Here is a 20,676-nt window from a genome sequence, read left to right as displayed (position 1 = left end):
GCTGGGCCGGGCACTAGCGAACCAGCGCGTGCCGCACATCGATGGCAAAGCCGCTCAAACCCTTGCCCGGGGCTTCGCCGTCTTCGACGTCCACATCGAACAACTGCCAGTGCGCTTGCCTGCCTTGCGGCAAAGGCAGACAGGAGATCTGCGGCCCCATGTCGATCATGGCTGCGATGTTGTTGACCGCCTGCACCTGTGCCGCTCGCACCAGGGGCATCAGCAAGTCGTCGGCAATGCCCAACGCGCGCAGGTGGCCCAGCGCCTGCTGCGCATCGCTGAGCAACGGGCCTTCGTTGACGTTCAGATCTCCTTGGTGCAACTGCTCCAGCCGGCGGCTGTCTCCGGCAGCCGATACCTCGCTGCACAACCCGTGAACCAGTGCCGCCATTGCCACGGCGGGCTCTCCGCGGCTTTCGCTCAGAGCCCATAGCACGGGCTCGGCCATACCCAGGGATTCGTAGTACGGAAAAAGCGCGTGCAGCTCGGGATGCTGTTCGAGCAAGTATTCGCTGTAAGTCTTCTTGGGCTTCTTGGACATGGGTGCGCTATGTGTTTCAAATCAAGGCTTGTTAATTTTCTGCTGTCTTGGCTGAATCACGGTCACATATCCAATGACCATTCCACCGATCAAGGCCATGGGCCAACCAAAAAGAAACACCACCACATAGGCCATGGATGCACCGCCGCCTGCATAGGGCGCGCATTCTTGTGCATTGGCCCACAGACTGAAAATCAGCACCGTTGCCGCAGAAACCAGGCAAGGCCAGGAACTGGGCCAGGCCAGCATGCCCAGCGGCACCAGCATCACGAGTGCATTGGCAAGCCAGAAACGGGTCAGACCTGCATGGCACCAGATCTGTGTGAACAGGGATTGAATGGGAAAGCTGGCAAGCAGGGCCAGCATGCCAAGCCGTCTGACCGCGTAATGGTGACGCAAAAATCCAGGCCTCATGTCACATTGCCTTGCTCGAGAAATGATGGGCAGAAAGAATACGCTGCTTGCGGGCCGCGCCTGTCGGCATTGCGTGATTGCACCCATTGTTGAGAACCACCACCGTGCCCATGAAATCCCCCTGCGAAGAACTCATCGACATGCTGGGCCAGCCCTATGGCGCCGGCAAAGTGGCCCAACTGCTTGGCCCACTGGGTGTCAAGCGAATGCCCAGGCCGTCGAGCCATTTTGATGACGACATCATCTGGTCCGCCAAGTCCTCGCTGCGCATCGATGTCTATCGTCCCCGGGCACTTTCCAGGCTGACGGGGAGAGACTGGGAGGATGGCGATGTCTGGCTCATTGGCTCCGTGCATTTTCTTGCGCCGGGGGCAGACAGCAGAATCCGGGCCGTATTTGCGGGCAGCCTGCCTTCGGGGCTGAGCATGCAATCCCCACCTGAAGCGCTGGTGGCGGTTTTTGGGCCGCCGCAAATGGAAGATGGGATCGAGCGACCGGGACATGGCGGACGTCTGCTGGCCTGGCGCAAGCCGCAGGTCAACATCGTGGCCGAGTATGCGGATGCCGGCGAAGCTGGCTCCATCACCAGCTTTGTGGTGTGCCTCATCGGCTGCATAGGCGCATGGCGCCACGACGATCCGGAGGTCTTCGCGCCCTGAGGACCTGGCGGCCAAATCGCTCCTTGCATCCTCAACCCAGGGCAGGCGCTCGCAGATACCCCATCAGCACCTGCACGATGCCATCCTCCAGGGCCTGGGGGGTGAACATGGCAGGCGGATCGATGACGGCGGCATGCACCAGGGACTCCATGGTCTGCAGCAGCATCCAGGTGGCCAGGTCCAGGTCGCGGTGGGCGAGCTGACTGCGGTGCAGCTCCAGGAGCTGGCGCACCTGGCGGAAGATGCCGCCGTCGGCCGCGCTTTGCTCGCGCGGCGCGTCGAAGAAGGGGAATTCCTTTTCCAGCACCCGGTGCAGATCGGGCTCGACCCGGTGCGCCGCCAGCAGCGCCCGGACCATGGCCTGCACATGGCCTTGCAGGCCCTGCGGCCGCTCTGCAGCAAGCACGGCGGCAATGGCCGCGTACATCTGCGCGGCGTGGCGCTCGTGCAAGGCCGTGATCAGCGAGTCCTTGTTGGGAAAGTACTGGTAGAGCGAACCCACGCTCACGCCTGCGCGCTCGGCCACCAGATTGGTGTTGGTGGCGGCATAGCCGCGCTCGGCCAGAACGCGAGCCGCAGCTTCCAGAATGGCCTCGACCGTGGCAAGGGAACGCGCCTGCCGTGGCTGCTTGCGGGGCTGGGGCGGCTGCCGCTGCGCCGCCTGCGAATGCGAGTTTTCAATGCGAGCCATGGCTCATATTCTCCTGGACATGTGACCTGAGTTTTTACTCGTATTTGAAAGGGAATGCACATGTCTTCCGGAATTTCGCCATCTGCGGCCGCGTCGCCGCCGGTGAACGCATTCGCGCGGCTGCTGCCGCTGACGCTGGCGGTCTTCGTCAGCTTTCTCTGCCTGGGCATGCCCATGCCCGTGCTGCCCCTGCACCTGAGCCAGACCCTGGGACTGGGCACGCTGGGGGTGGGCACGGTGATGGGCTGCCAGTTCGCGGCCGCCCTGCTGTCGCGGGCCTGGGCCGGCTCTCTGGCCGACACGCGCGGCGCCAGGCAGGCCGTGGTGCTGGGCATGGCGCTGGCGGCCGTTTCGGGCCTGGCCTACCTGATGTCACGCGCCTTCGAGGGCGGACAGGCCGCAGTCTGGGTGCTGGCCGCCGGCCGCGTGATGCTGGGCTGCGCCGAGAGCCTGATCATCACCGGCGCCCTGAGCTGGGGCATGGGAATGATCGGCCCGCAACATGCCGGCAAGGTGATGGCCTGGGTGGGCATTGCCATGTACGGCGCCTATGCGGCGGGCGCGCCGGCCGGCGTGGCAGTGCAGGCTGCCTGGGGCTTCTCGGGCATTGCCGTGGCCACCATCGTGCTGCCGCTGGCCGCCCTGGCCATGGTCTGGGGCCTGCGCGCCACGCCGGCTGCGGCCCAGCGCCGCACGCCGTTCTACAAGGTGCTGGGCACGGTGTGGCTGCCCGGCCTGGGGCTGGCCCTGTCCAGCGCGGGCTTTGGCGTGATCACCACTTTTGCGGCGCTGCTGTTCGCGTCGCGCGGGTGGGGCGCGGCCTCGCTGGCCTTCACGGCCTTCGGCCTGGCCTTCATCGGCGCGCGCCTGCTCTTCGGCCATCTGCCTGACAAGCTGGGCGGCGTGCGGGTGGCACTGGCCAGCATTCCGCTGGAAGCCGCCGGCCTGCTGCTGATCTGGGGCGGGGGCGATGCGCCATGGGCCTATGCAGGCGCCGCGCTCACCGGCTTCGGCTACTCGCTGGCCTTCCCGGCCTTCGGCGTGGAAGCCGTCCGCCGGGCGCCTGCCCAGGCGCGCGGTGCGGCCATGGGCGCCTATGTGGCCTTCTTCGACCTGTCGATGGGGCTGACGGCCCCTGCCGCCGGGCTGCTGGCCAGTGTTACGGGCGTCGGAGACGTGTATTTCGCCGCCGCCGTGAGCGTGGCGCTGTCCATCGCCGTGGCCTTGCTGCTGCGCTTGAACGCAGCCCGGGGAGCCACCCATGGCTGAGCCGCTTCACATGCCTGCCGGCACGCAGCGCGCACTGGGCGCCGTGGTGAAGGTGCAATCCGTCACGCCGCGCATGCGCCGCATCACGCTGGGTGGCGAGCAGATCGCCGCCTTCTCGCGGGCGCCTGCCGTGGATGCGCCCGCCGCCTGGGTCAAGCTGTTCCTGCCCACGGGCGAGGGCCGGGCGTACACGCTGCGCAGCGTGGACCGCCAGGCCGGCACGCTGGACATTGACCTGGTACTGCATGGCGATGCGTTCAATGCCAAGCATGAGAACAGCACCTCCGCTGGCGGCGACGGCCCCGCCTCCCGCTGGGCCGCCCAGGCCCGCGTGGGCGAGCAGGTGGCCATTGCCGGCCCGCGCAGCGGCGGCTTCGCCCCGCCGGCCGGCACCGATTGGCTCATGCTGGCGGGCGATGGCTCGGCACTGCCGGCCATGCAATCGATCGCGGCAAGCCTGCCGTCCTCCGCCCGGGTGAAGGCCTACGTGGAAATCACCGATGACGGCGAATGCCAGCCCATGGACAGCGCTGCCCGCTGGCGCACCGAGTGGATCACCGCCGCGCCGGGCCAGCCTGGGCAGAGGCTGTGCCAGCGGCTGATGTACCGGCCGCTGCCGCCGGGCAACGGCTATCTGTGGATGGCGGGCGAGTCCGGCGCCATGCGTGCGCTGAAGCGGCATTTCCTGGACCGTGGCATCGCACCCGGCCAGCTGAGCGCCAAGGGCTACTGGAAGTGCGGCGAAGCGGACCACAAGGACCGCTAGAGCGGCGCAAACGGCACAAAACGGCCTCCTTCACAGATCACACAGAGCGCCTCATCCCCCGGGTAATCACCCGGACACGGGATGGAGGCGCTCACTAGAATTCAAAAATGAACTTTGACAACAACATTCAAATTCAATGAAAAACAGCGGCCTCCGGACAGCGCCTGCCTCGGCTTGCGAACTGCATGCAGCCTATGCGGCCGGCACGCTGACGCCCACGCAAGCCACCGAGCATTGCCTGCAAGCGGCCTGTGAAAGCCCGTCCGTGTTCACGCGCATCACTGCGGAGCGCGCGCTGGAAGAGGCCAGGCAATCCACGCAGCGCTGGCGTACGGGCCGCCCGCTCGGGCCGCTGGACGGCGTGCCCATCAGCTGGAAGGACCTGTTCGATGTGCGTGGCACGCCCACCACGGCGGCATCGGCCCTGCTTCGCTCTGCCCCGCCAGCCCCTGCCGATGCCCCCGTGGTGGCGCGGGCCGCGGCGGCCGGCATGGTCTGCCTGGGCAAGACCAACCTCAGCGAGTTCGCCTATTCGGGACTGGGCCTGAACCCCGGCTTCGGCACCCCCGCCAATCCCCGCCTGGGTGGGCGCGCACGGGCGCCTGGCGGCTCCTCCAGCGGCGCGGCCCTGGCCGTGGTGCAGGGCTGCGGGCCGCTGGCCATGGGAACGGACACGGCAGGATCGGTGCGCATTCCCGCAGCCTTCAACGGGCTGGTGGGATTTCGTGCCAGCCGGGGGCGCTATCCCATGCAAGGGGTCTTTGCGCTGTCACCTTCCCTGGACACGCTGGGGCCGCTGGCCCTGGGCGTGGCCGACTGCATGGCCCTGGACCAGGTGCTGCGCAGCACCGTGCCTGCCGGCGATGCCGCTGCCGCTGCAGGCCCTGCCGTCCCAGGCACTGCCATAGGCCTGCAGGGGCAGGTGTTCGTCATCGACCCCGGCCTGCTGGACGACGACCGCGTGCAGGCGCAGGTGCGCGACGCGATTGCAGCCGGCCTGGCCCTGCTGCAGCGGCAGGGCGCCCGCGTGCAGCGGCGCCGGCTGCAAAGCCTGGACACGGTGCAGACGCTGACGCAGCGCCATGGCTGGCTGGGCGCGCATGAGGCATTGGCCACGCACCGCGAGCGCCTGGATGCCCCGGAGCAGGCCGCGCGCATGGACCCGCGTGTGCGCAGCCGGCTGGAGGCCGCAAGGCATCTGGACCATGGCGACTACCTGCAACTGCTGGCACGGCGCCAGCCATTGATGGCGCTGTTTGCGCAGGAGCTGGGCGGCGCCACCCTGGTGCTGCCCACGGTGGGCCATCCGGCGCCGCTGCTGCAGCCCCTGCTGGAAGACGACGCGCTGTTTGCCCAGACCAATCTCGCCACGCTGCGCCTGACCATGCCCGGCAGCTTCCTGGATGCGCCGGCCGTGGCCCTGCCCTGCGGCGCCCTGTGCCTGCAAGGCCCCGGCGCGAGCGCCGAACGGCTTCCCATCGGCCTGCAGCTGATGCGCCCGCAGGGCGATGACGACCGGCTGCTGCGCATTGCCCTGGCCGTCGAACAGGCGCTTTCCTCCCTCAACCGTTCCCAGTGAAAAAGGAGTGCATGCAATGAGCAAGGACATACAGATCACGTTTGGCGTGGACGTCGATGCCGTCGGCGGCTGGCTCGGCTCGTATGGCGGGGAGGACTCGCCCGACGACATCTCGCGCGGCATGTTCGCGGGCGAGGTCGGCTCGCTGCGGCTGCTCAGGCTGTTCGACAAATACGGCCTCAAGACCACCTGGTTCATCCCGGGCCACTCTGCCGAGACCTTTCCCGAGCAGATGAAGGCCGTGGTGGACGCAGGCCATGAGATCGGCATCCACGGCTACAGCCACGAGAACCCGATTGCCATGACGCCCGAGCAGGAGGAAGCGGTGCTCGACCGCAGCATCGAGGTCATCACGCGGCTGGCCGGCCGCGCACCCACGGGCTATGTGGCGCCCTGGTGGGAGTTCAGCCCCGTCACCAACGAGCTGCTGCTCAAGAAAGGCATCAAGTACGACCACAGCCTGATGCACAACGACTTCCACCCGTACTACGTGCGCGTGGGCGACCAGTGGACCCGCATCGACTACAGCAAGCATCCCGACACCTGGATGAAGCCCCTTGTGCGCGGCAAGGAGACACGGCTGGTCGAGATCCCCGCCAACTGGTATCTGGACGACCTGCCGCCCATGATGTTCATCAAGAAGTCGCCCAACAGCCACGGCTTCGTCAATCCGCGCGACATAGAGCAGATGTGGCGCGACCAGTTCGACTGGGTCTACCGCGAGCACGACTACGCGGTCTTCCCCATCACCATCCACCCCGACGTCTCCGGCCGCCCCCAGGTGCTGCTGATGCTGGAGCGCCTGATCGAGCATTTCCAGTCGCACGACGGCGTGCGCTTCATGACGTGCGACCAGATCGCCGACGACTTCCTGCGCCGCCAGCCGCGTTGATGCCGCATCCCACCTCAGCGAGGACACCATGAATACCTCCGCCATTGCCTCCGACGCCCCAGGCGCCGGCCATCCGGCCCCGGCCGGGACCGATGCCCCCTGGACCGCGCCCACCGTGACGCGCAGGCAGGTCAGCTACGCCACCTGGGTCTGCTTTTTCGCCTGGGTGTTCGCCGTCTACGACTTCATCCTCTTCGGCACCCTGCTGCCGCAACTGGGCGAGCACTTCCAGTGGAGCGCCGAGCAGCAGGCGCGGCTGAACACCTGGGTGACGCTGGGCACGGTGATCGTGGCCTTCGGCATCGGCCCCATCGCCGACCGGCTGGGCCGGCGCAAGGGCATCATCATCGCCGTGGCGGGCGCCGCGCTGTGCTCGGGCCTGACGGCGCTGGCCGGCTGGGTGATCGGGCTGTCGGCGGGGCTGGGCTTCGTGCTGCTGATCGTGGTGCGCTCGCTGGCGGGCCTGGGCTATGCAGAGCAAAGCATCAACGCCACCTACCTGAGCGAGCTGTTCTCCCTGGTCTACACGGACCCGGCCTCCCTGCGCCGGCGCGGCTTCATCTACTCGCTGGTGCAAGGCGGCTGGCCCGTGGGCGCGGTGCTCACGGCCGTGCTGGTGGCCCTGCTGTATCCGCTGGGCGAGCGCTGGTTCGGCCAGGGCGGCGGCTGGGTGCTGTCCTTCGTGTTCGCCATGTTCCCCGCCCTGGTGATTGCCGTGCTGGGCCGACGGCTGGTGGAAACGCCCCAGTTCCTGACCGCGCGGCGCGTTGCCGATCTGCGCCGTGCCGGACGCGAGGCAGAGGCCGCACGCCTGGCCCAGGCCCATGGCGCCCACCCGCAGCAAGCGCAGCACACCGGCCTGTCGGCCATGTTCCGGGGCGCCTCGCTGCGGCCCACGCTGTCGCTGGCCCTGGGCTTTTTCCTGAACTGGTTCGCCATCGTGATCTTCGCGGTGCTGGGCACCTCGGTGCTGGGCGGCGCCGGTGGCACGCCGGGCAAGGGCGTGGATTTCTCCAGCGCGCTGCAGGTGCTCATCATCTCCAATCTCGCGGGCTTCCTGGGCTATGTCTTCCATGGCTGGCTCGGTGACCGCATAGGCCGGCGCAACGCCGTGGCCATAGGCTGGATGCTGGGTGGCCTGGCCTTCGCGCTCATGCTGAACGCGCCTTCGGGCGACTTCTGGCGCATCGTGCCGCTGTACTCGCTGGGGCTGTTCTTCCTGATCGGCCCCTATGCAGCGGCCCTCTTCCTGATCGGCGAGAGCTTTCCCAGCCACATCCGCGCCACGGCCAGCTCCTTTGTCAACGCCATGGGCCAGGTGGGCGCCATCGCGGCGGGCTTCGGCGTGACCTGGACGCTGTCGCAGGGGGCGGACTGGGCACAGGCGGCGCTGTACTGGGGAGCCATTCCCTGCGCAGCCTCGGGACTGCTGATGTTCCTGGCACCCCATGTCGATCCCCAGACCGTGAAGTGAGGCCGCCATGCACCCGCAGATCGACAGGAACAAGGTCGCCCTCATCACCGGCGCTGCCAGCGGCATCGGCCAGGCGCTGGCCGTGGCCTACGCGCAGGCCGGCGTTGCCGTGGCCGGCAGCTACTACCCGCAGGACCCGCACGATCCCGGCCAGACCCGGGACCTTGTCGAGCGCGCGGGCGGGCGGTGCGTCATGGAGGCGGTCGATGTGGGCGATGCCGAACAGGTCGAGCACCTGGCCCGGGTCGCCGTGGACCGCTTCGGCCGGCTGGACTTCGCCGTCGCCAATGCGGGTTTGCTGCGCCAGGCGGCCCTGGTCGAGATGAGCGATGCGCAGTGGCTGGAGGTCATCAACATCGACCTGGGCGGCGTCATGCGCACCTTCCGGGCCAGCGCGCGCCACATGGCGGCAGGCGGGGCCATGGTGGCCGTCTCCTCCATTGCAGGCGGCGTCTACGGCTGGGAGCAGCATGCCCACTATGCGGCCGCCAAGGCAGGCGTGCCCGGGCTGTGCCGCGCCGTGGCCATGGAGCTGGCACCGCGCGGCATACGCTGCAACGCCGTGATTCCGGGCCTGATCGAGACGCCGCAGTCGCTGGACCCGGTCAACTCGCTGGGCCCGGCGGGCCTGGCGCAGGCGGCAAAAAGCATTCCGTTGGGGCGTGTCGGGCAGGCCCGAGAAATCGCTGCCCTGATCCGTTTCCTGACCAGCGACGAGGCTTCCTACATCACCGGCCAATCCATCATTGCCGACGGCGGCCTGACCGTGCGCTGGCCCAGTTGAGGACATCCGACATGAACACCTCCAAGCCCCTGGACGGCCGCCGCGCCGTCGTGACAGGCGCCGGCAGCGGCATCGGCGAGGCCATTGCCCTGGCCTATGCGCAGGCCGGCGCGCGGCTGCTGCTGGCCGACATCGATGCCGCGCGGGCCGAGGACGTGGCCTGGCGCTGCCGCGCGCTGGGCACGCAGGCCGAGACCGTCATCGGCGACGTGGGCGACGAGTCCACGGCCCACCGCATCATCGACCGCTGCGTGCAGGCCTTCGGCGGCATCGACATCCTGGTCAACAACGCCGGCATGCTCACCCAGTCGCGCTGTGCCGACATGTCCACCGCGATGTGGGACGAGATGCTGCGCGTGGACCTGCGCAGCGTCTTCCTGTGCGCGCGGCGCGCAGTGCCGCACATGCAGGCCCGGCGCTGGGGTCGCATCATCAGCATCGCCTCGCAGCTGGGCATCAAGGGCGGCGTGGAGCTGAGCCACTATGCGGCGGCCAAGGCCGGCGTGATCGGCTTCACCAAGTCGCTGGCGCTGGAAGTGGCACCCGACAATGTCCTGGTCAATGCCATTGCCCCCGGCCCCATCGCCACGCCGCTGGTCGACGGCATCAGCGCGGACTGGAAGCGCGCCAAGGAGGCCAGCCTGCCGCTGGGCCGCTTCGGCCGCGCCGACGAGGTGGCGCCCACGGCGGTGCTGCTGGCCTCCGATCCCGGTGGCAATCTGTATGTGGGACAGACGCTGGGGCCCAATTCCGGCGATGTCATGCCGTGAAAAGAAGCACCCCCTGAGTCGCTTCGCGCCTTCCCCCTCTCTTCGGAGGGGGGCGTACGGGCCCGCCGGCGACACCCTCGGTGCGGGGCGGCGCGGCCGGCATAGGCCCTTCCTCGGTGTCTCTGCTCTTTGGCTGCGCCAGTTTCGCAGGCGGCTCCATTCGCAACCGAAAGGGTTTCTGTCATGTGTGGAATGTGCGGTTTGCTGCAGGGCTCCGGCCACTGGAGCCAGGCGCCGGCCGGATCGGCCGGGCGCCGCCAGCGGCTGATTCAGATTGCGCGCGCCAACCGGCTGCTGGCGCTGTGGCGGCTGCGGCTCAGCGACTTCCACGGCCAGTCCTACCTGCTGCAGGGGCCTACGGGCGCCAGCGTTCTGGTGCCCGACTTCGGTGCGTTGTGGCCTGCGGCCGAGCGGCTGCTGGCCCGCGAGCTGGATCCGCTGGCCATGCCCTGGCCGCAACCGGAGCAGGCGCCATGACCGGCGATGCACGCCTGCCCGTGGGTGTGCTCACGGGCTCTCTGGGCAGCGGCAAGACCACGCTGCTCAGGCAATGGCTGCAGGACTCTCCCGCTGCCGAGACCGCCGTGCTGATCAACGAATTCGGCGCCGTGGGGCTGGACCATCTGCTGGTAGGCCGCATCGACGCCGACACGGTGCTGCTGGACAACGGCTGCATCTGCTGCGCCATCCGCGGCGAACTCAAGGAGGCGCTGTGGCGGCTGCACCAGCGCCGCGAGCGCGGCGAGCTGCCTGCGTTCCAGCGCGTGCTGATCGAAACCACGGGCCTTGCCGCGCCCGGCCCGGTGATCGCCACCCTCATAGGGGATGCGCAATTGCGCCAGGTCTTCAGGCCCGCCCATGTCGCCACCGTGGTCGATGCCCTGCACGCGGCCACGCATGCGCAGCGGCCCGAATGGCAGGCCCAGGTCGCCGCCGCCGACCGGTTGTACCTGAGCAAGACCGACCTGGCCCGGCCGCAGGACGCCGAGGCGCTGCGCGCGCAGCTTGCCAGGCTCAATCCGCTGGCCGTGCTCGGCAACAGCCGCCAGGCGCTGCCGGCCTGGCAGGAGCAGCCCGTGCAGGAGAGCAATTGGCTGGCACGCGCCATTGCAGGCACGCCTCGCAGCCGCAAGGGCCAGGAGCCGCACGGCAGCATCCAGGCCTTCTGCCTGGAACTCGACGGCCCCGTGGACTGGTGTGCGCTGACGCTGTGGCTGACCTGGCTGCTGCACCGCCATGGCGAGCGGGTGCTGCGACTCAAGGGGCTCGTGGCCGTGGCCGCCGAAGGATGGCCGCAGGGGCAGCCGACGGTGCTGCACGGCATGGGCCATCTGATGCATGCGCCCGAGCATCTGGCCGAATGGCCCGGTGGCGACGGCCGCTCGCGCCTGGTCTTCATCGCCTCGGGGCTCAACGGGCAGCAGGTGGACGACTCCTGGCAGTCGTTCCAGCGTTTCTTCGCGCAGGACAATGGGGCGCAACCCGGCGCCGCACCCGGCCCGGCCGCCTTCCATTGACAAGGAACACCCCATGCGCAAGAACATGCCTGAACTGCGGGTACTGGGCACCTCGGTGACGCTGACCGAGGCCATGCGCCGCCGCGCCGAGCAGGACCTGGGCCTGCGCATCCGCTTCGAGGTGCTCGACGGCTTCGACGCGCAGCGACAGGCCGTCATGCGCCAGGACAGCTTCGATCTCTACGACCAGTGGTTCCACAGCCTGGACTGCCTGTGGCCGACAGGGGCGCTGCAACCCATAGACATCGGCAGGCTGGCGCATTGGGACGAGGTCAACGCCCTGCCCAAGACCGGGCGCATCACGCCGCAGGCGGCCCTGGGCGCGGGCTGCAACCCGGCCATGCGTCTGTACGTGCAGGCCGATGGCACCCTGGGCGGCACGCCCGCATCGCGCATCAGCATGCTGCCGCTGACGCACAACGCCGACAGCTTCGTCTACCTGCCCGCCGCCGTGCCGGAGCTGTTCGCGCAGACCGAGGAGAGCTGGTCGTGGTTGCTGTCTCCCGCCTGCCGTGGCCGTGCGGCCCTGCAGGCGGATGCGGCCATCGGCGCGCTGGATGCGGCCCTGGCCCTGCAGGCCGGCGGCGACATGCGTTTTGGCGACATCAGCAACCTGGGACTGGAGGAGATCGACCAGATGATGGCCCTGCTGCTGCAGCGGCAGGAGTCGGAGCAGTTCCGGGGCTTCTGGGGCAACTACGCCGATGCGGCGCGGCTGATGATCGATGCCGGCGTCGCCATACAAAGCCACTGGTCGCCGGCCATCGCCCACTACCGCGCGGCGGGACTGGACTACCGGCTGGCCTGCCCGCGCGAAGGCTACCGGGCCTGGTACGGCGGCCTGGGCATCTCCAGCCAGGCCAGGGGCGACACGCTGGATGCCGCCTACCGCTACCTGAATTGGTGGCAGTCCGGCTGGCCCGGTGCGGCGATGGCACGGCAGGGCTACTACATCTCCAACCCGCTGCGCAGCCGCGAGCACCTGCGCGCCAGCGAATGGGACTACTGGTACGCCGGCCTGCCTGCCGCCGAGGACCTGCGGGGCACCGACGGCCAGGTCGTGATCCCGCGCGGCAGCGTGCGCGACGGCGGCTCCTACGAGCAGCGCCTGGGCCACATCGCCGTCTGGAACACCGTCATGGACGAGCACAACTACCTGGTGCGCCAATGGGCCACGCTGCTGCGCCGCGCCCGCCCCTTATAGTCCTGCCGGATACCGGCCCCCTTTGCGGCGGCCAGTGCACAGGTACATGCAGATGAAGCAGGAATGACAAGAGCCACCCCAGCACCCACGCAGCTTGCCCGCGACGAGGAAGCAGGCCCCGGCGAATCCGGTGAATCCGGTGATCCCGGCGAACGCCGGCTGCGCTATGAACTGATACGCCAGCGCCTGCGCGGGGCCATCGTCGAGCAGCGGATCGAGCCCGGCCTGGTGCTGCTGGAGGGGCCGGTGGCCAAGGTCTTCGGCACCAGCCGCATACCCGTGCGCAAGGCCTTCGAGCTGCTGCATGCCGAAGGGCTGCTGTGCACCTTCGACGGACGCGGCTACCTGGTGGCCCGGCCCGGGCAGGCCGTGCAGCCCCAGCGCCTGCCGCTGGACGCGCGGGCCCTGGGCCTGGAGGAGGGCAACGCCACCATCCACATCCCCTCGGAAAGCGAGCGCATCCACGACGAGCTGGAGCAGACCATCTCCATCGCCATGATCTTCGGGCGCTTCCAGATCGACGAAAGCGCGGCCATGGAGCACTTCAACGTGAACCGCGTGGCCCTGCGCGAGGTGCTGAGCCGGCTCGTGGACCGGGGACTGGTGGACAAGAGCACCTATGCCTCCTGGCGCGTGGCGGCGTTGACGGCACGCGCGGTGAACCAGGACTTCGAGCTGCTGGCGCTGCTGGCGCCCGCGGCGCTGCGCGAAAGCGGCCCGCGCCTGGACAGGGACATGCTCGCAGACCTGCGCCGCCGCCTGCACGCCCCCGCCGCACCGCAAGCGCAGGAGCTTTTGCGGCTGGAGCAGCACCTGCACGGCGCTTTGCTGGCACGGCATCCCAACCACAAGCTGGTGGGCATGCTGCAGCAGTGCCAGATGCCGTGGCTGATCCACAGCACCTTTGACCGCATGTTCCCGCAGTCGCCCAACCCACCCCTGCTCGAGAACTGCCGCCAGGTCATCGACGCCCTGTGGGATGGTGAGTACGAGCGGGCCGCGCAGGCGCTGCAGGACTACCTGGCCCAGGCACGCAAGCGCGCCCAGCTGCAGCTCAAGGTCCTGTCCGTGCTGCCCGAGGCGCAGCTGCCGGCCTATCTTGTGCGGCAGTCGTGACCCCCTGAGGGACGCATCGGGCCAGGCAGGGCCGAAGCGGACAAGACTGCGACCGGTGCGCCTGGTTGCATGTGCAACCACCGGTTTGCGCCGGGTTCACCGGGCGTTTACGCAAGCGCGGCATATTGGGCGGCCGACAGGGAACCGCAGGAACCCACAGGTACCGAAGGACCGCACCGAAAGACCGCACCGATGAATGCCCTGCGCATCAGCACCACCGTCTTCACCGAAGCCAGATTCTGGAGCCTGGTGGTTTTCTCGGTCGTTCTTCCCTGCGCCATCTACGCCGCCCTGCTGGCCAAGCGCAGCATCTCGCGCACCACGGTGCTGCTGTTCGGGCTGGCCCTGGTGGCCATGGCGGGGGTGGATGTCTACCTGCTGCAAAGCCTGGCCTCGGCGGCCAAGGCGACGCCTTCGCTGTCCGACAACACCCTCTTCGTCTCCGAGCTGTCCACGGCGCTGTACCTGCTGCCGGCCATGATTGGCGGCATCGGCGTGAACATGACCTCGCATGTGCTGATACAGCATCTGTTCGATGCGGAGCGCCGCTTCGACAGCAACCGCCACAACGAGAACACCTGAGCTGCGCCGGGCTCAGCCCATCACGTCCTCGGAGAAAAGCTGCCAGCGCCCGCCCGTCTTGCGCCAGTACTGGCGCAGCGGCAGGCCTTCGGCAAAGGACTTGCTGCTGGCGCGCAGGTTGACCACGCGGATCTCGCCCTTGGCGTCCTTCCAGGAATAGATGGACAGGTCCTGCAGCGTCACGCCGGGGCGGTTGAGGTAGGCGGCCAGCCGCTCCTGTGATGTGCGCGAGGCCGGCGACTGCAGCAGGTCGGGCGCGTAGAGGGCGGCCAGCTTGCGCGGGTCCGCACCGTTCCAGGCGCTCTTCCAGTCGTCGATGACGCGCACGAAGGCGTCTGCCGCCTTCTGCTGGGCCTGGGCCTTGGGGGCCACCCATTGCAGCTTTTCGCGGATCAGCACCGGCGTCTGCCGGTCCACGGTCTGCATGAGCAAGGTGAGATCGGGGTTGGCCAGCACCAGGCAGCCATCGCTGGCCTCGGGCGCCCGCGAGAACTGGTCGGGCGGCGAGCCATGCAGCCAGATGCCGCTGCCCGAGCGGCCCACGGCCTTGTCCCAGTCATTGGGAAAGTTCACCGTGAGCGCACCCTTGCCATAGAACTCCGGCAGACGGGGCCCGGGGATGTGGCGGCCCACGAAGTAGATGCCCAGCGGCGTGCGCTGGTCGCCTTCCTGCCATTTGTCGGTGCCCAGCTTGCCCACGGAGACATAGAAGTCCCCCAGCAGCCGCAGCCCGCCTGCCTCATGGGCGAACAGGTACAGCCGCGACTTGCTGGCGTCGATGGCAATGGCATGCCGCACGGATGCGCCCAGCATCAAAAACTCGCCGGGAACGGAACCCGCAGGCGGCGCGCCGCTGTCCGCCTGCAGGCGGCGCTTGAGTTCGTTTTGCAGATCCTGCAGCTGGGCCTGCGCGGGACTGGCCGGACCCTCGAGCCGTGTGACGCTGCCCACGGACAGGTTGTGCCGCACCAGCACGCCCTGGCCCGGATGGCTGGGGGCGGCGGACGCAGCCACGGGCGTGCCCGCCAGCACCTCGCCGGCACGGCCGGTCTTGAAGCGCAGCAGGTCTGCATACACCAGCTGGGCTGCGCGGAAATTGGGGACTTCGGCGGTGAGATCGGCGGCCGCCTTCAGGGCGCCATCCAGATCCCGCTGCTCCACCTGGCGGATGATGGCCAGCAGGCGGGCCTCCGCCTGGCTTTGCGAGCCGGCCGCCGCCTTGGCCTGGCCTGCCGTGGCAGCAGCGCCGCCTGCCGTGGCCGCCACCGCAGCAGCGGCCACGGCCGTCTTGCCCGACGCCGAGCGCAGCCTGGCTGCGCCGGCCTTGCCGGTCTTGCTGGTCTTGCCCGTTGCGGGCTTGGCGGATGCCGTCTTGGAGGCCTTGGCCGGCTTGGCGTAGGCCGCCGTGCCGAACGACATCGTGGACAGAGCGGCCAGCAGCACGGCCACGCCGGCGGCCCGCGCATGCAGGCGCAGCAAGCCGGCGGATGACCGTGCCAGGGGGCGCGCTCTTTCAGGCATCAGGAACCGGTTCCTTCGTGGGTGATGCGCCATTGTCCCTTTTCGCGCTGCATGCGCAGGGTCTTGCGGGTCGTGGTCTTGAGCGCGCCCGATGCGTAGTACTGGCGGAACTGGGCCGTGGCCTTGTCGCCGTCCACCGTCACCTTGAGGTCGCGCACGGTGACGACGATGGTGGTGCGTCCGACAATGCGCTGGCGGCGCTGTTCCTTCCACTTGGCCAGGCTGCTGCCATCGGCCGGGGAGAAGTGGTCGCTGTAGGCGTCCAGGTAGCGGTCCATGTCCTGTCCGGCCCAGGCGGTGGACCAGGCCTTGACGGCGGCCTCCACTTCCTGCGCTGCGGCCGACTGGGCCGCCTTCTTCTCGTCGACGGCAGGCGCTGCCTTGGCGGGCTCGGCGGCGGCCACAGCGGCGGCGGCAGGGGCCGCAGCGGTGGTGGTCACGGCGGCGGCCTTGGCCGCAGCCTGCCTGGCTTCCTCGGCAGCGCGCGCCTTGTCCTGTGCGGCCTGGGCAGCCTTCTCCTGGGCCAGCCTGGTCTCGGCGGCCTTGGCTTCCGCTGCCTTGGCCTGGGCCAGCTTGGCCTCCGCTGCCTTGGCCTCCGCTGCCTTGGCCTCTGCGGCCTTGGCTTCTGCGGCCTTGGCCTGCGCTGCCTTGGCATCGGCGGCCTTCACTTCAGCGGCCTTGAATTCGGCGGCCTTGGCCTCTGCCGCCTTGGTCTCGGCGGCGCGGGCCTCGGCCAGCTTGGCGTCGGATTCGCGGGCCTTGGCATCGGCCGCCTTGGCATCGGCGACCTTGGTCGAGGCAGCTGCAGCCTGGACCGTCTTGCCCTGGGCGCCACCTTGCTTGGGGAAGATCTGCGTGATCAGGGCGAGCTTGGGCTGGATGGCCTGGCGCGATCCGTCCAGCTGCAAGGCCTTGGCATAGGCATCGCTGGCCATGCGCGCATACAGGTCGCCCAGGTTCTCATGCGCCGTGGCGTAGCTGGGGTTGGTGCGAATGGCCTGCTCCAGCACTTCCGAGGCCTTGCGTTCCTGGCCTTCGGCGGCGTACAGCACGGCCAGGTTGTTGTAGGGCTCGGGCAGGCTGGGGTAGTCACGGGTCAACGCCGTGAAGATCTTGATGGCCTGGGCGTTCTGGCGCTGCTCCGCGGCGATCACGCCCTGCAGAAAGCGCATCTGCACATCGGCCGGGTTTTGCTTGAGGTAGGCCTCGGCCTGCTTGGCGGCCTGGGGCGCCTTGCCCTGCTCCAGCAGCCGTGAGACCTCGTCCACCGCCTCCTGCGATGCATGGGCAAACGCCCCGCACAAAGCCGCCCCCAGACTGAAGGCGGCAATGGCCACGGGCCGGGCTATCCGCAAATAGGTACGACCCGGCACTCGCGACGGAACTCTGGACGAAATCAGCATATGGGCGCTCTCTACGCAATGAAAGTTGGAAGACGGGCCTGTTCGCTTTTGGGCTTACTGCATGCGCCGATACACGCCTGCAGCCAAAAGCCAGCGATTTTATAGGCGAAAGCCATCTTGCCCCGCTGCATGGGCCCGCGAGTCAAGGGCCATGAAACATGGCGCGGCACCGGCGCCCGAGTAACGGAGCAGACCCGGCAGCGTTACGTAACGTGTGCCGTAACAGACCCTTGATGAGACATTGTGATCAATAGATAAATCCATACAAATCAATATCTTAGGATGATTCCTAGGCCATCCGGACCTGCAGCGTGCACGTGGCATGCATGTTGCACAAAAGGGCTCGACAGATTTTTCACGGCTTCCAAGCCACCGTCTGACCTTGTCGTCTCAACCCTTGTCTGGAGAGAGTAAATGACCGCCCAATCGATGCAGCCCACCGGCAACACCACCGTCAGCCCCGTGCAGTTCGGTGACCCGCAGCCCTCCAGCGTTGTGCTTGCGCAGCTCAATACGTCGAACATGCAGCCCGGCGCAGCCGCAGCGGTCATGCCCCGGGGCACGCCTCCCGCCACGCTGTCCCAGGTCAGCCCGGGCGTGCAGATCGTGCGCAATGGGGAAACCCTGATGGCCCAGCCGGGCAGTGCCCTGCAGGTCGGCGACAAGATCATCGTGCCCGCCGATGGCAGCGCCAAGGCGCTGTTCCAGGGCAAGGACGGCCAGACCCTGGTCGGCACCTTCGAGGGCGGCACCCAGGCCACGCTGGCCCAGCGCGAGGGTGATGGCGCAGGCGCCATGGTGCTGGACCTGGCATCTGGCAACGTCCAGGTGGCGCCCGCCAGTGACGGTGACGCCGTGGGCCTGATCGTGACCAAGGAAAGCGCCGCAGCCGCAGCCGGCGGCTCCGTGCTCAGCGACTTCCTGCTGGCCGGCCTGATCGGCGCGGGCGGCGTGGGCCTGATCGCCGCAGCCAGCAACGACGACGACGACCCAGCCCCCCCGGTGCCGACCGATCCCACGAATCCGACCAACCCCACGGATCCCACGAATCCGACCAATCCCACGAACCCGACCAACCCGACCAATCCGACGGATCCCACCAACCCGACGAATCCTACGAATCCTACGAATCCCACGGATCCGACGAACCCTACGAACCCCACCAATCCTACGAACCCCACCAATCCGACCAATCCCACGGATCCCACGAACCCGACCAATCCTACGAACCCGACCAATCCGACCAACCCCACGGATCCCACGAACCCGACCAACCCCACGAATCCGACCAATCCGACCAACCCCACGGATCCCACGAACCCGACCAACCCTACGAACCCCACCAATCCGACCAACCCCACGGATCCCACGAACCCGACCAATCCTACGAACCCCACCAATCCGACCAACCCCACGGATCCCACGAACCCGACCAACCCCACCAATCCCACGGACCCGACGAACCCGACCAATCCGACCAATCCGACCAATCCCACGGACCCCACCAATCCGACGGATCCCACGGACGGCCACGGCCTGATCACCTCCGTGCAGGACGTGGTGGGTGCGCTGTCCGGTGGCACGGTCGCCGGCCCGGTGGGCAACCTGATCGATACGCTGGTCAATCCCGGCAGCGGCACGCTGTCCGGGGTGACAGGCCTGCTGGAGAGCCTGACCAGCACCAATGGCGGGCCGCTGGGCGTGCTCACCGAGCTGGTGGACGGCCTGGTCAACATCCAGAACCAGGGCCTGGAGCCCCTGATCAGCACGCTCAATGAGCTGCTCAAGGGCCTGGACGAAGCGGGCTCCGGCGGCTCCATCGGCACGGTAGTGGACAACGTGCTCGGCGGCCTGCTCGACGAAGACGGCGCGCTGGGCGGCCTGCTCGCCGGCGTGGGTGGCCTGCTGGGCGGCCTGGTGGGCGGCGGAACGGGCAACCCGCCCGGCACGCCTGACAGCGGGGTGGTCACGTCCGTGCAGGACGTCGTGGACGGCCTGCTGGGCGGCACGGTGGCAGCGCCTGTGGGCCAGTTGCTGGATGCCCTGGCCAACCCCACGGACGGACTGCTGTCCACCGTGACCGGCGCGCTGGAGAACCTGACCAATGTCGAGGGCGGCCCCCTGGGTGTGCTGACCGAACTGGTCAACGGCCTCACCCAGGTGGACGGCGAAGGCCTGGCCCCGGTGATCGGCACGCTCAACGAGCTGATTGCCGGCCTGGGCAACGGCCTGGGCGAAGATGGGCTCGGCGGACTGGTCGGCAGCCTGCTGGGTGGATTGGTGCCCGGCGGCGGCACGGGTGGCGGCACGGGAGAAGGCCTGGTCACCACGGTCCAGGACGTGGTGGACGGCCTGCTCGGCGGCACCGTCGCAGCCCCTGTGGGCCAACTGCTGGACGCGCTGGCCAATCCCACCGATGGAACGGCCTCGGTCGTCACCGGCCTGCTGGAAGGCCTGACCAGCGTGGAAGGCGGCCCCCTGGGCGTGCTGACCGAGCTGGTCAATGGCCTGACCCAGGTGGACGGCCAGGCCCTGCAGCCGGTGATCGGCACCCTCAACGGCCTGATTGCCGGCCTGGGCAGCGGCCTGGGTGAAGGCGGCATCGGTGAACTGGTCGACGGCCTGCTGGGCGGCCTGATCCCGGGCGGCACGGGAGGCGGCAGCGGTGACGGCCTGGTCACCACGGTCCAGGACGTGGTGGACGGCCTGCTCGGCGGCACCGTCGCAGCCCCTGTGGGCCAACTGCTGGACGCGCTGGCCAATCCCACCGATGGAACGGCCTCGGTCGTCACCGGCCTGCTGGAAGGCCTGACCAGCGTGGACGGCGGCCCCCTGGGCGTGCTGACCGAACTGGTCAATGGACTGACCCAGGTCGATGGCCAGGCACTGCAGCCCGTGATCGGAACCCTCAACGGGCTGATTGCCGGCCTGGGCAGCGGCCTGGGTGAAGGCGGCATCGGCGAGCTGGTCAGCGGCCTGCTGGGCGGTGACAGTGGCCTGCTGGGCGGCGTCCTTGGCGACGATGGCCTGGTCGGCGGCTTGCTGGGCGGTGACAGTGGCCTGCTGGGTGGCGTCCTTGGCGACGACGGCCTGGTCGGCGGACTGCTGGGCGGCCTGGTTCCGGGCGGCGGCACAGGCAGCGGCGACGGCCTTGTCACCACGGTGCAGAACACCGTTGGCGACCTGCTCGGTGGCACGGCCGGAGCGCCTGTGGGCCAGGTACTGGATGCGCTGATCGACCCCGGCACCGGCGCCCTGTCCGTGGTCACGGGTCTGGTGGAAGGCGTGACCCAGGTCAACGGCGGTCCGCTGGGTGTGGTGACGGACCTGGCCAACGGCCTCACGCAGGTCCCGGGCCAGGCACTGCAGCCGGTGATCGGCACCGTCAATGGCGTGCTGGCCGGTCTGACGGGAGGCGACGGCCTGCTGGGCGGCGTGGTCGGCGGTGACGGCGGCCTGCTGGGCGGCGTGCTCGGCGACGACGGCCTGGTCGG

The 20,676-nt window shown here is 68.6% G+C and carries 18 protein-coding genes and 1 pseudogene; 14 read left to right on the top strand and 5 right to left on the bottom strand.

The window, feature by feature from the left end; all coding sequences use genetic code 11:
- Window positions 1-13: 13 nt before the first annotated feature.
- On the bottom strand, window positions 14-541 hold the full coding sequence (locus tag AC5I49_RS24740) for a hypothetical protein (RefSeq protein WP_016452638.1): 528 nt from the start codon (window positions 539-541) through the stop codon (window positions 14-16).
- A gap of 21 nt (window positions 542-562) precedes the next feature.
- Window positions 563-907 carry a hypothetical protein gene (locus tag AC5I49_RS24735; RefSeq protein ID WP_016452639.1) on the bottom strand — a complete coding sequence of 115 codons (345 nt, stop codon included), beginning with the start codon at window positions 905-907 and terminating at the stop codon, window positions 563-565.
- Window positions 908-1,065: 158 nt separating this feature from the next.
- On the opposite strand from AC5I49_RS24735, the gene AC5I49_RS24730 reads away from it, so the two are divergent.
- Complete coding sequence (locus AC5I49_RS24730) at window positions 1,066-1,614, top strand: hypothetical protein (protein ID WP_016452640.1); 549 nt, start codon at window positions 1,066-1,068, stop codon at window positions 1,612-1,614.
- Between the two features lie 31 nt (window positions 1,615-1,645).
- On the opposite strand, the gene AC5I49_RS24725 is transcribed toward AC5I49_RS24730, so the two are convergent.
- Window positions 1,646-2,305, bottom strand: coding sequence for a TetR/AcrR family transcriptional regulator (locus AC5I49_RS24725; protein WP_013803729.1), 660 nt, complete (start codon window positions 2,303-2,305; stop codon window positions 1,646-1,648).
- Window positions 2,306-2,365: 60 nt separating this feature from the next.
- On the opposite strand from AC5I49_RS24725, the gene AC5I49_RS24720 reads away from it, so the two are divergent.
- From AC5I49_RS24720 to AC5I49_RS24665, 12 genes are all read left to right on the top strand, one after another.
- On the top strand, window positions 2,366-3,574 hold the full coding sequence (locus tag AC5I49_RS24720) for an arabinose transporter (protein ID WP_495790043.1): 1,209 nt from the start codon (window positions 2,366-2,368) through the stop codon (window positions 3,572-3,574).
- Complete coding sequence (locus AC5I49_RS24715; RefSeq protein ID WP_495790042.1) at window positions 3,567-4,340, top strand: siderophore-interacting protein; 774 nt, start codon at window positions 3,567-3,569, stop codon at window positions 4,338-4,340. Before AC5I49_RS24720 ends, AC5I49_RS24715 begins: the two co-directional genes overlap by 8 nt.
- A gap of 136 nt (window positions 4,341-4,476) precedes the next feature.
- On the top strand, window positions 4,477-5,919 hold the full coding sequence (locus tag AC5I49_RS24710; RefSeq protein ID WP_495790041.1) for an amidase: 1,443 nt from the start codon (window positions 4,477-4,479) through the stop codon (window positions 5,917-5,919).
- 16 nt (window positions 5,920-5,935) lie between these two features.
- The gene (locus AC5I49_RS24705) at window positions 5,936-6,811 is read left to right on the top strand and encodes a polysaccharide deacetylase family protein (protein WP_016449802.1); all 876 of its coding nucleotides are present in this window, start codon (window positions 5,936-5,938) and stop codon (window positions 6,809-6,811) included.
- Window positions 6,812-6,839: 28 nt separating this feature from the next.
- Window positions 6,840-8,285, top strand: a complete 1,446-nt coding sequence (locus AC5I49_RS24700; protein ID WP_016449803.1) for an MFS transporter — start codon at window positions 6,840-6,842, stop codon at window positions 8,283-8,285.
- Between the two features lie 7 nt (window positions 8,286-8,292).
- Window positions 8,293-9,069: an SDR family NAD(P)-dependent oxidoreductase gene (locus AC5I49_RS24695; protein WP_495790040.1), complete on the top strand. Its 777-nt coding sequence runs from the start codon at window positions 8,293-8,295 to the stop codon at window positions 9,067-9,069.
- Window positions 9,070-9,080: 11 nt separating this feature from the next.
- Complete coding sequence (locus AC5I49_RS24690) at window positions 9,081-9,839, top strand: SDR family NAD(P)-dependent oxidoreductase (protein ID WP_495790039.1); 759 nt, start codon at window positions 9,081-9,083, stop codon at window positions 9,837-9,839.
- Window positions 9,840-10,022: 183 nt separating this feature from the next.
- Window positions 10,023-10,316 (top strand): hypothetical protein, encoded by a 294-nt coding sequence (locus tag AC5I49_RS24685; protein ID WP_016449806.1) that lies wholly within the window; start codon window positions 10,023-10,025, stop codon window positions 10,314-10,316.
- Complete coding sequence (locus AC5I49_RS24680) at window positions 10,313-11,356, top strand: CobW family GTP-binding protein (protein ID WP_016449807.1); 1,044 nt, start codon at window positions 10,313-10,315, stop codon at window positions 11,354-11,356. Before AC5I49_RS24685 ends, AC5I49_RS24680 begins: the two co-directional genes overlap by 4 nt.
- Window positions 11,357-11,369: 13 nt before the next feature.
- A complete protein-coding gene (locus tag AC5I49_RS24675) occupies window positions 11,370-12,560 on the top strand; it encodes an ABC transporter substrate-binding protein (protein WP_203399845.1) in 1,191 nt (396 codons plus the stop codon).
- Between the two features lie 63 nt (window positions 12,561-12,623).
- Window positions 12,624-13,676 carry a GntR family transcriptional regulator gene (locus AC5I49_RS24670; protein WP_016449809.1) on the top strand — a complete coding sequence of 351 codons (1,053 nt, stop codon included), beginning with the start codon at window positions 12,624-12,626 and terminating at the stop codon, window positions 13,674-13,676.
- A gap of 192 nt (window positions 13,677-13,868) precedes the next feature.
- Window positions 13,869-14,258: a hypothetical protein gene (locus AC5I49_RS24665; protein ID WP_016449810.1), complete on the top strand. Its 390-nt coding sequence runs from the start codon at window positions 13,869-13,871 to the stop codon at window positions 14,256-14,258.
- A 12-nt stretch (window positions 14,259-14,270) separates the two neighbouring features.
- Here AC5I49_RS24665 and AC5I49_RS24660 read toward each other — a convergent pair whose 3' ends face one another.
- Together AC5I49_RS24660 and AC5I49_RS24655 are read right to left on the bottom strand one after the other, a co-directional pair.
- A complete protein-coding gene (locus AC5I49_RS24660; RefSeq protein ID WP_154835176.1) occupies window positions 14,271-15,779 on the bottom strand; it encodes a L,D-transpeptidase family protein in 1,509 nt (502 codons plus the stop codon).
- Window positions 15,779-17,116 carry a L,D-transpeptidase Cds6 family protein gene (locus AC5I49_RS24655; RefSeq protein WP_227740817.1) on the bottom strand — a complete coding sequence of 446 codons (1,338 nt, stop codon included), beginning with the start codon at window positions 17,114-17,116 and terminating at the stop codon, window positions 15,779-15,781. Before AC5I49_RS24655 ends, AC5I49_RS24660 begins: the two co-directional genes overlap by 1 nt.
- 480 nt (window positions 17,117-17,596) lie before the next feature.
- Here AC5I49_RS24655 and AC5I49_RS24650 point away from each other — a divergent pair.
- A pseudogene (locus AC5I49_RS24650) lies at window positions 17,597-20,676 on the top strand (hypothetical protein); the annotation flags it as partial.

This window comes from Delftia sp., from assembly GCF_059499305.1.
The sequence above is the reverse complement of the archived record's forward strand: the minus strand, read 5'-3'. Positions and strand labels throughout refer to the sequence as shown.

Coding starts and splice junctions, on each gene's coding strand:
- AC5I49_RS24660 (WP_154835176.1), bottom strand. CDS start 15,779: ATGCCTGAAAGAGCGCGCCCCCTGGCACGGTCATCCGCCGGCTTGCTG.
- AC5I49_RS24690 (WP_495790039.1), top strand. CDS start 9,081: ATGAACACCTCCAAGCCCCTGGACGGCCGCCGCGCCGTCGTGACAGGC.
- AC5I49_RS24680 (WP_016449807.1), top strand. CDS start 10,313: ATGACCGGCGATGCACGCCTGCCCGTGGGTGTGCTCACGGGCTCTCTG.
- AC5I49_RS24705 (WP_016449802.1), top strand. CDS start 5,936: ATGAGCAAGGACATACAGATCACGTTTGGCGTGGACGTCGATGCCGTC.
- AC5I49_RS24725 (WP_013803729.1), bottom strand. CDS start 2,305: ATGGCTCGCATTGAAAACTCGCATTCGCAGGCGGCGCAGCGGCAGCCG.
- AC5I49_RS24715 (WP_495790042.1), top strand. CDS start 3,567: ATGGCTGAGCCGCTTCACATGCCTGCCGGCACGCAGCGCGCACTGGGC.
- AC5I49_RS24710 (WP_495790041.1), top strand. CDS start 4,477: ATGAAAAACAGCGGCCTCCGGACAGCGCCTGCCTCGGCTTGCGAACTG.
- AC5I49_RS24720 (WP_495790043.1), top strand. CDS start 2,366: ATGTCTTCCGGAATTTCGCCATCTGCGGCCGCGTCGCCGCCGGTGAAC.
- AC5I49_RS24670 (WP_016449809.1), top strand. CDS start 12,624: ATGACAAGAGCCACCCCAGCACCCACGCAGCTTGCCCGCGACGAGGAA.
- AC5I49_RS24700 (WP_016449803.1), top strand. CDS start 6,840: ATGAATACCTCCGCCATTGCCTCCGACGCCCCAGGCGCCGGCCATCCG.
- AC5I49_RS24695 (WP_495790040.1), top strand. CDS start 8,293: ATGCACCCGCAGATCGACAGGAACAAGGTCGCCCTCATCACCGGCGCT.
- AC5I49_RS24730 (WP_016452640.1), top strand. CDS start 1,066: ATGAAATCCCCCTGCGAAGAACTCATCGACATGCTGGGCCAGCCCTAT.
- AC5I49_RS24665 (WP_016449810.1), top strand. CDS start 13,869: ATGAATGCCCTGCGCATCAGCACCACCGTCTTCACCGAAGCCAGATTC.
- AC5I49_RS24675 (WP_203399845.1), top strand. CDS start 11,370: ATGCGCAAGAACATGCCTGAACTGCGGGTACTGGGCACCTCGGTGACG.
- AC5I49_RS24735 (WP_016452639.1), bottom strand. CDS start 907: ATGCTGGCCCTGCTTGCCAGCTTTCCCATTCAATCCCTGTTCACACAG.
- AC5I49_RS24740 (WP_016452638.1), bottom strand. CDS start 541: ATGTCCAAGAAGCCCAAGAAGACTTACAGCGAATACTTGCTCGAACAG.
- AC5I49_RS24685 (WP_016449806.1), top strand. CDS start 10,023: ATGTGTGGAATGTGCGGTTTGCTGCAGGGCTCCGGCCACTGGAGCCAG.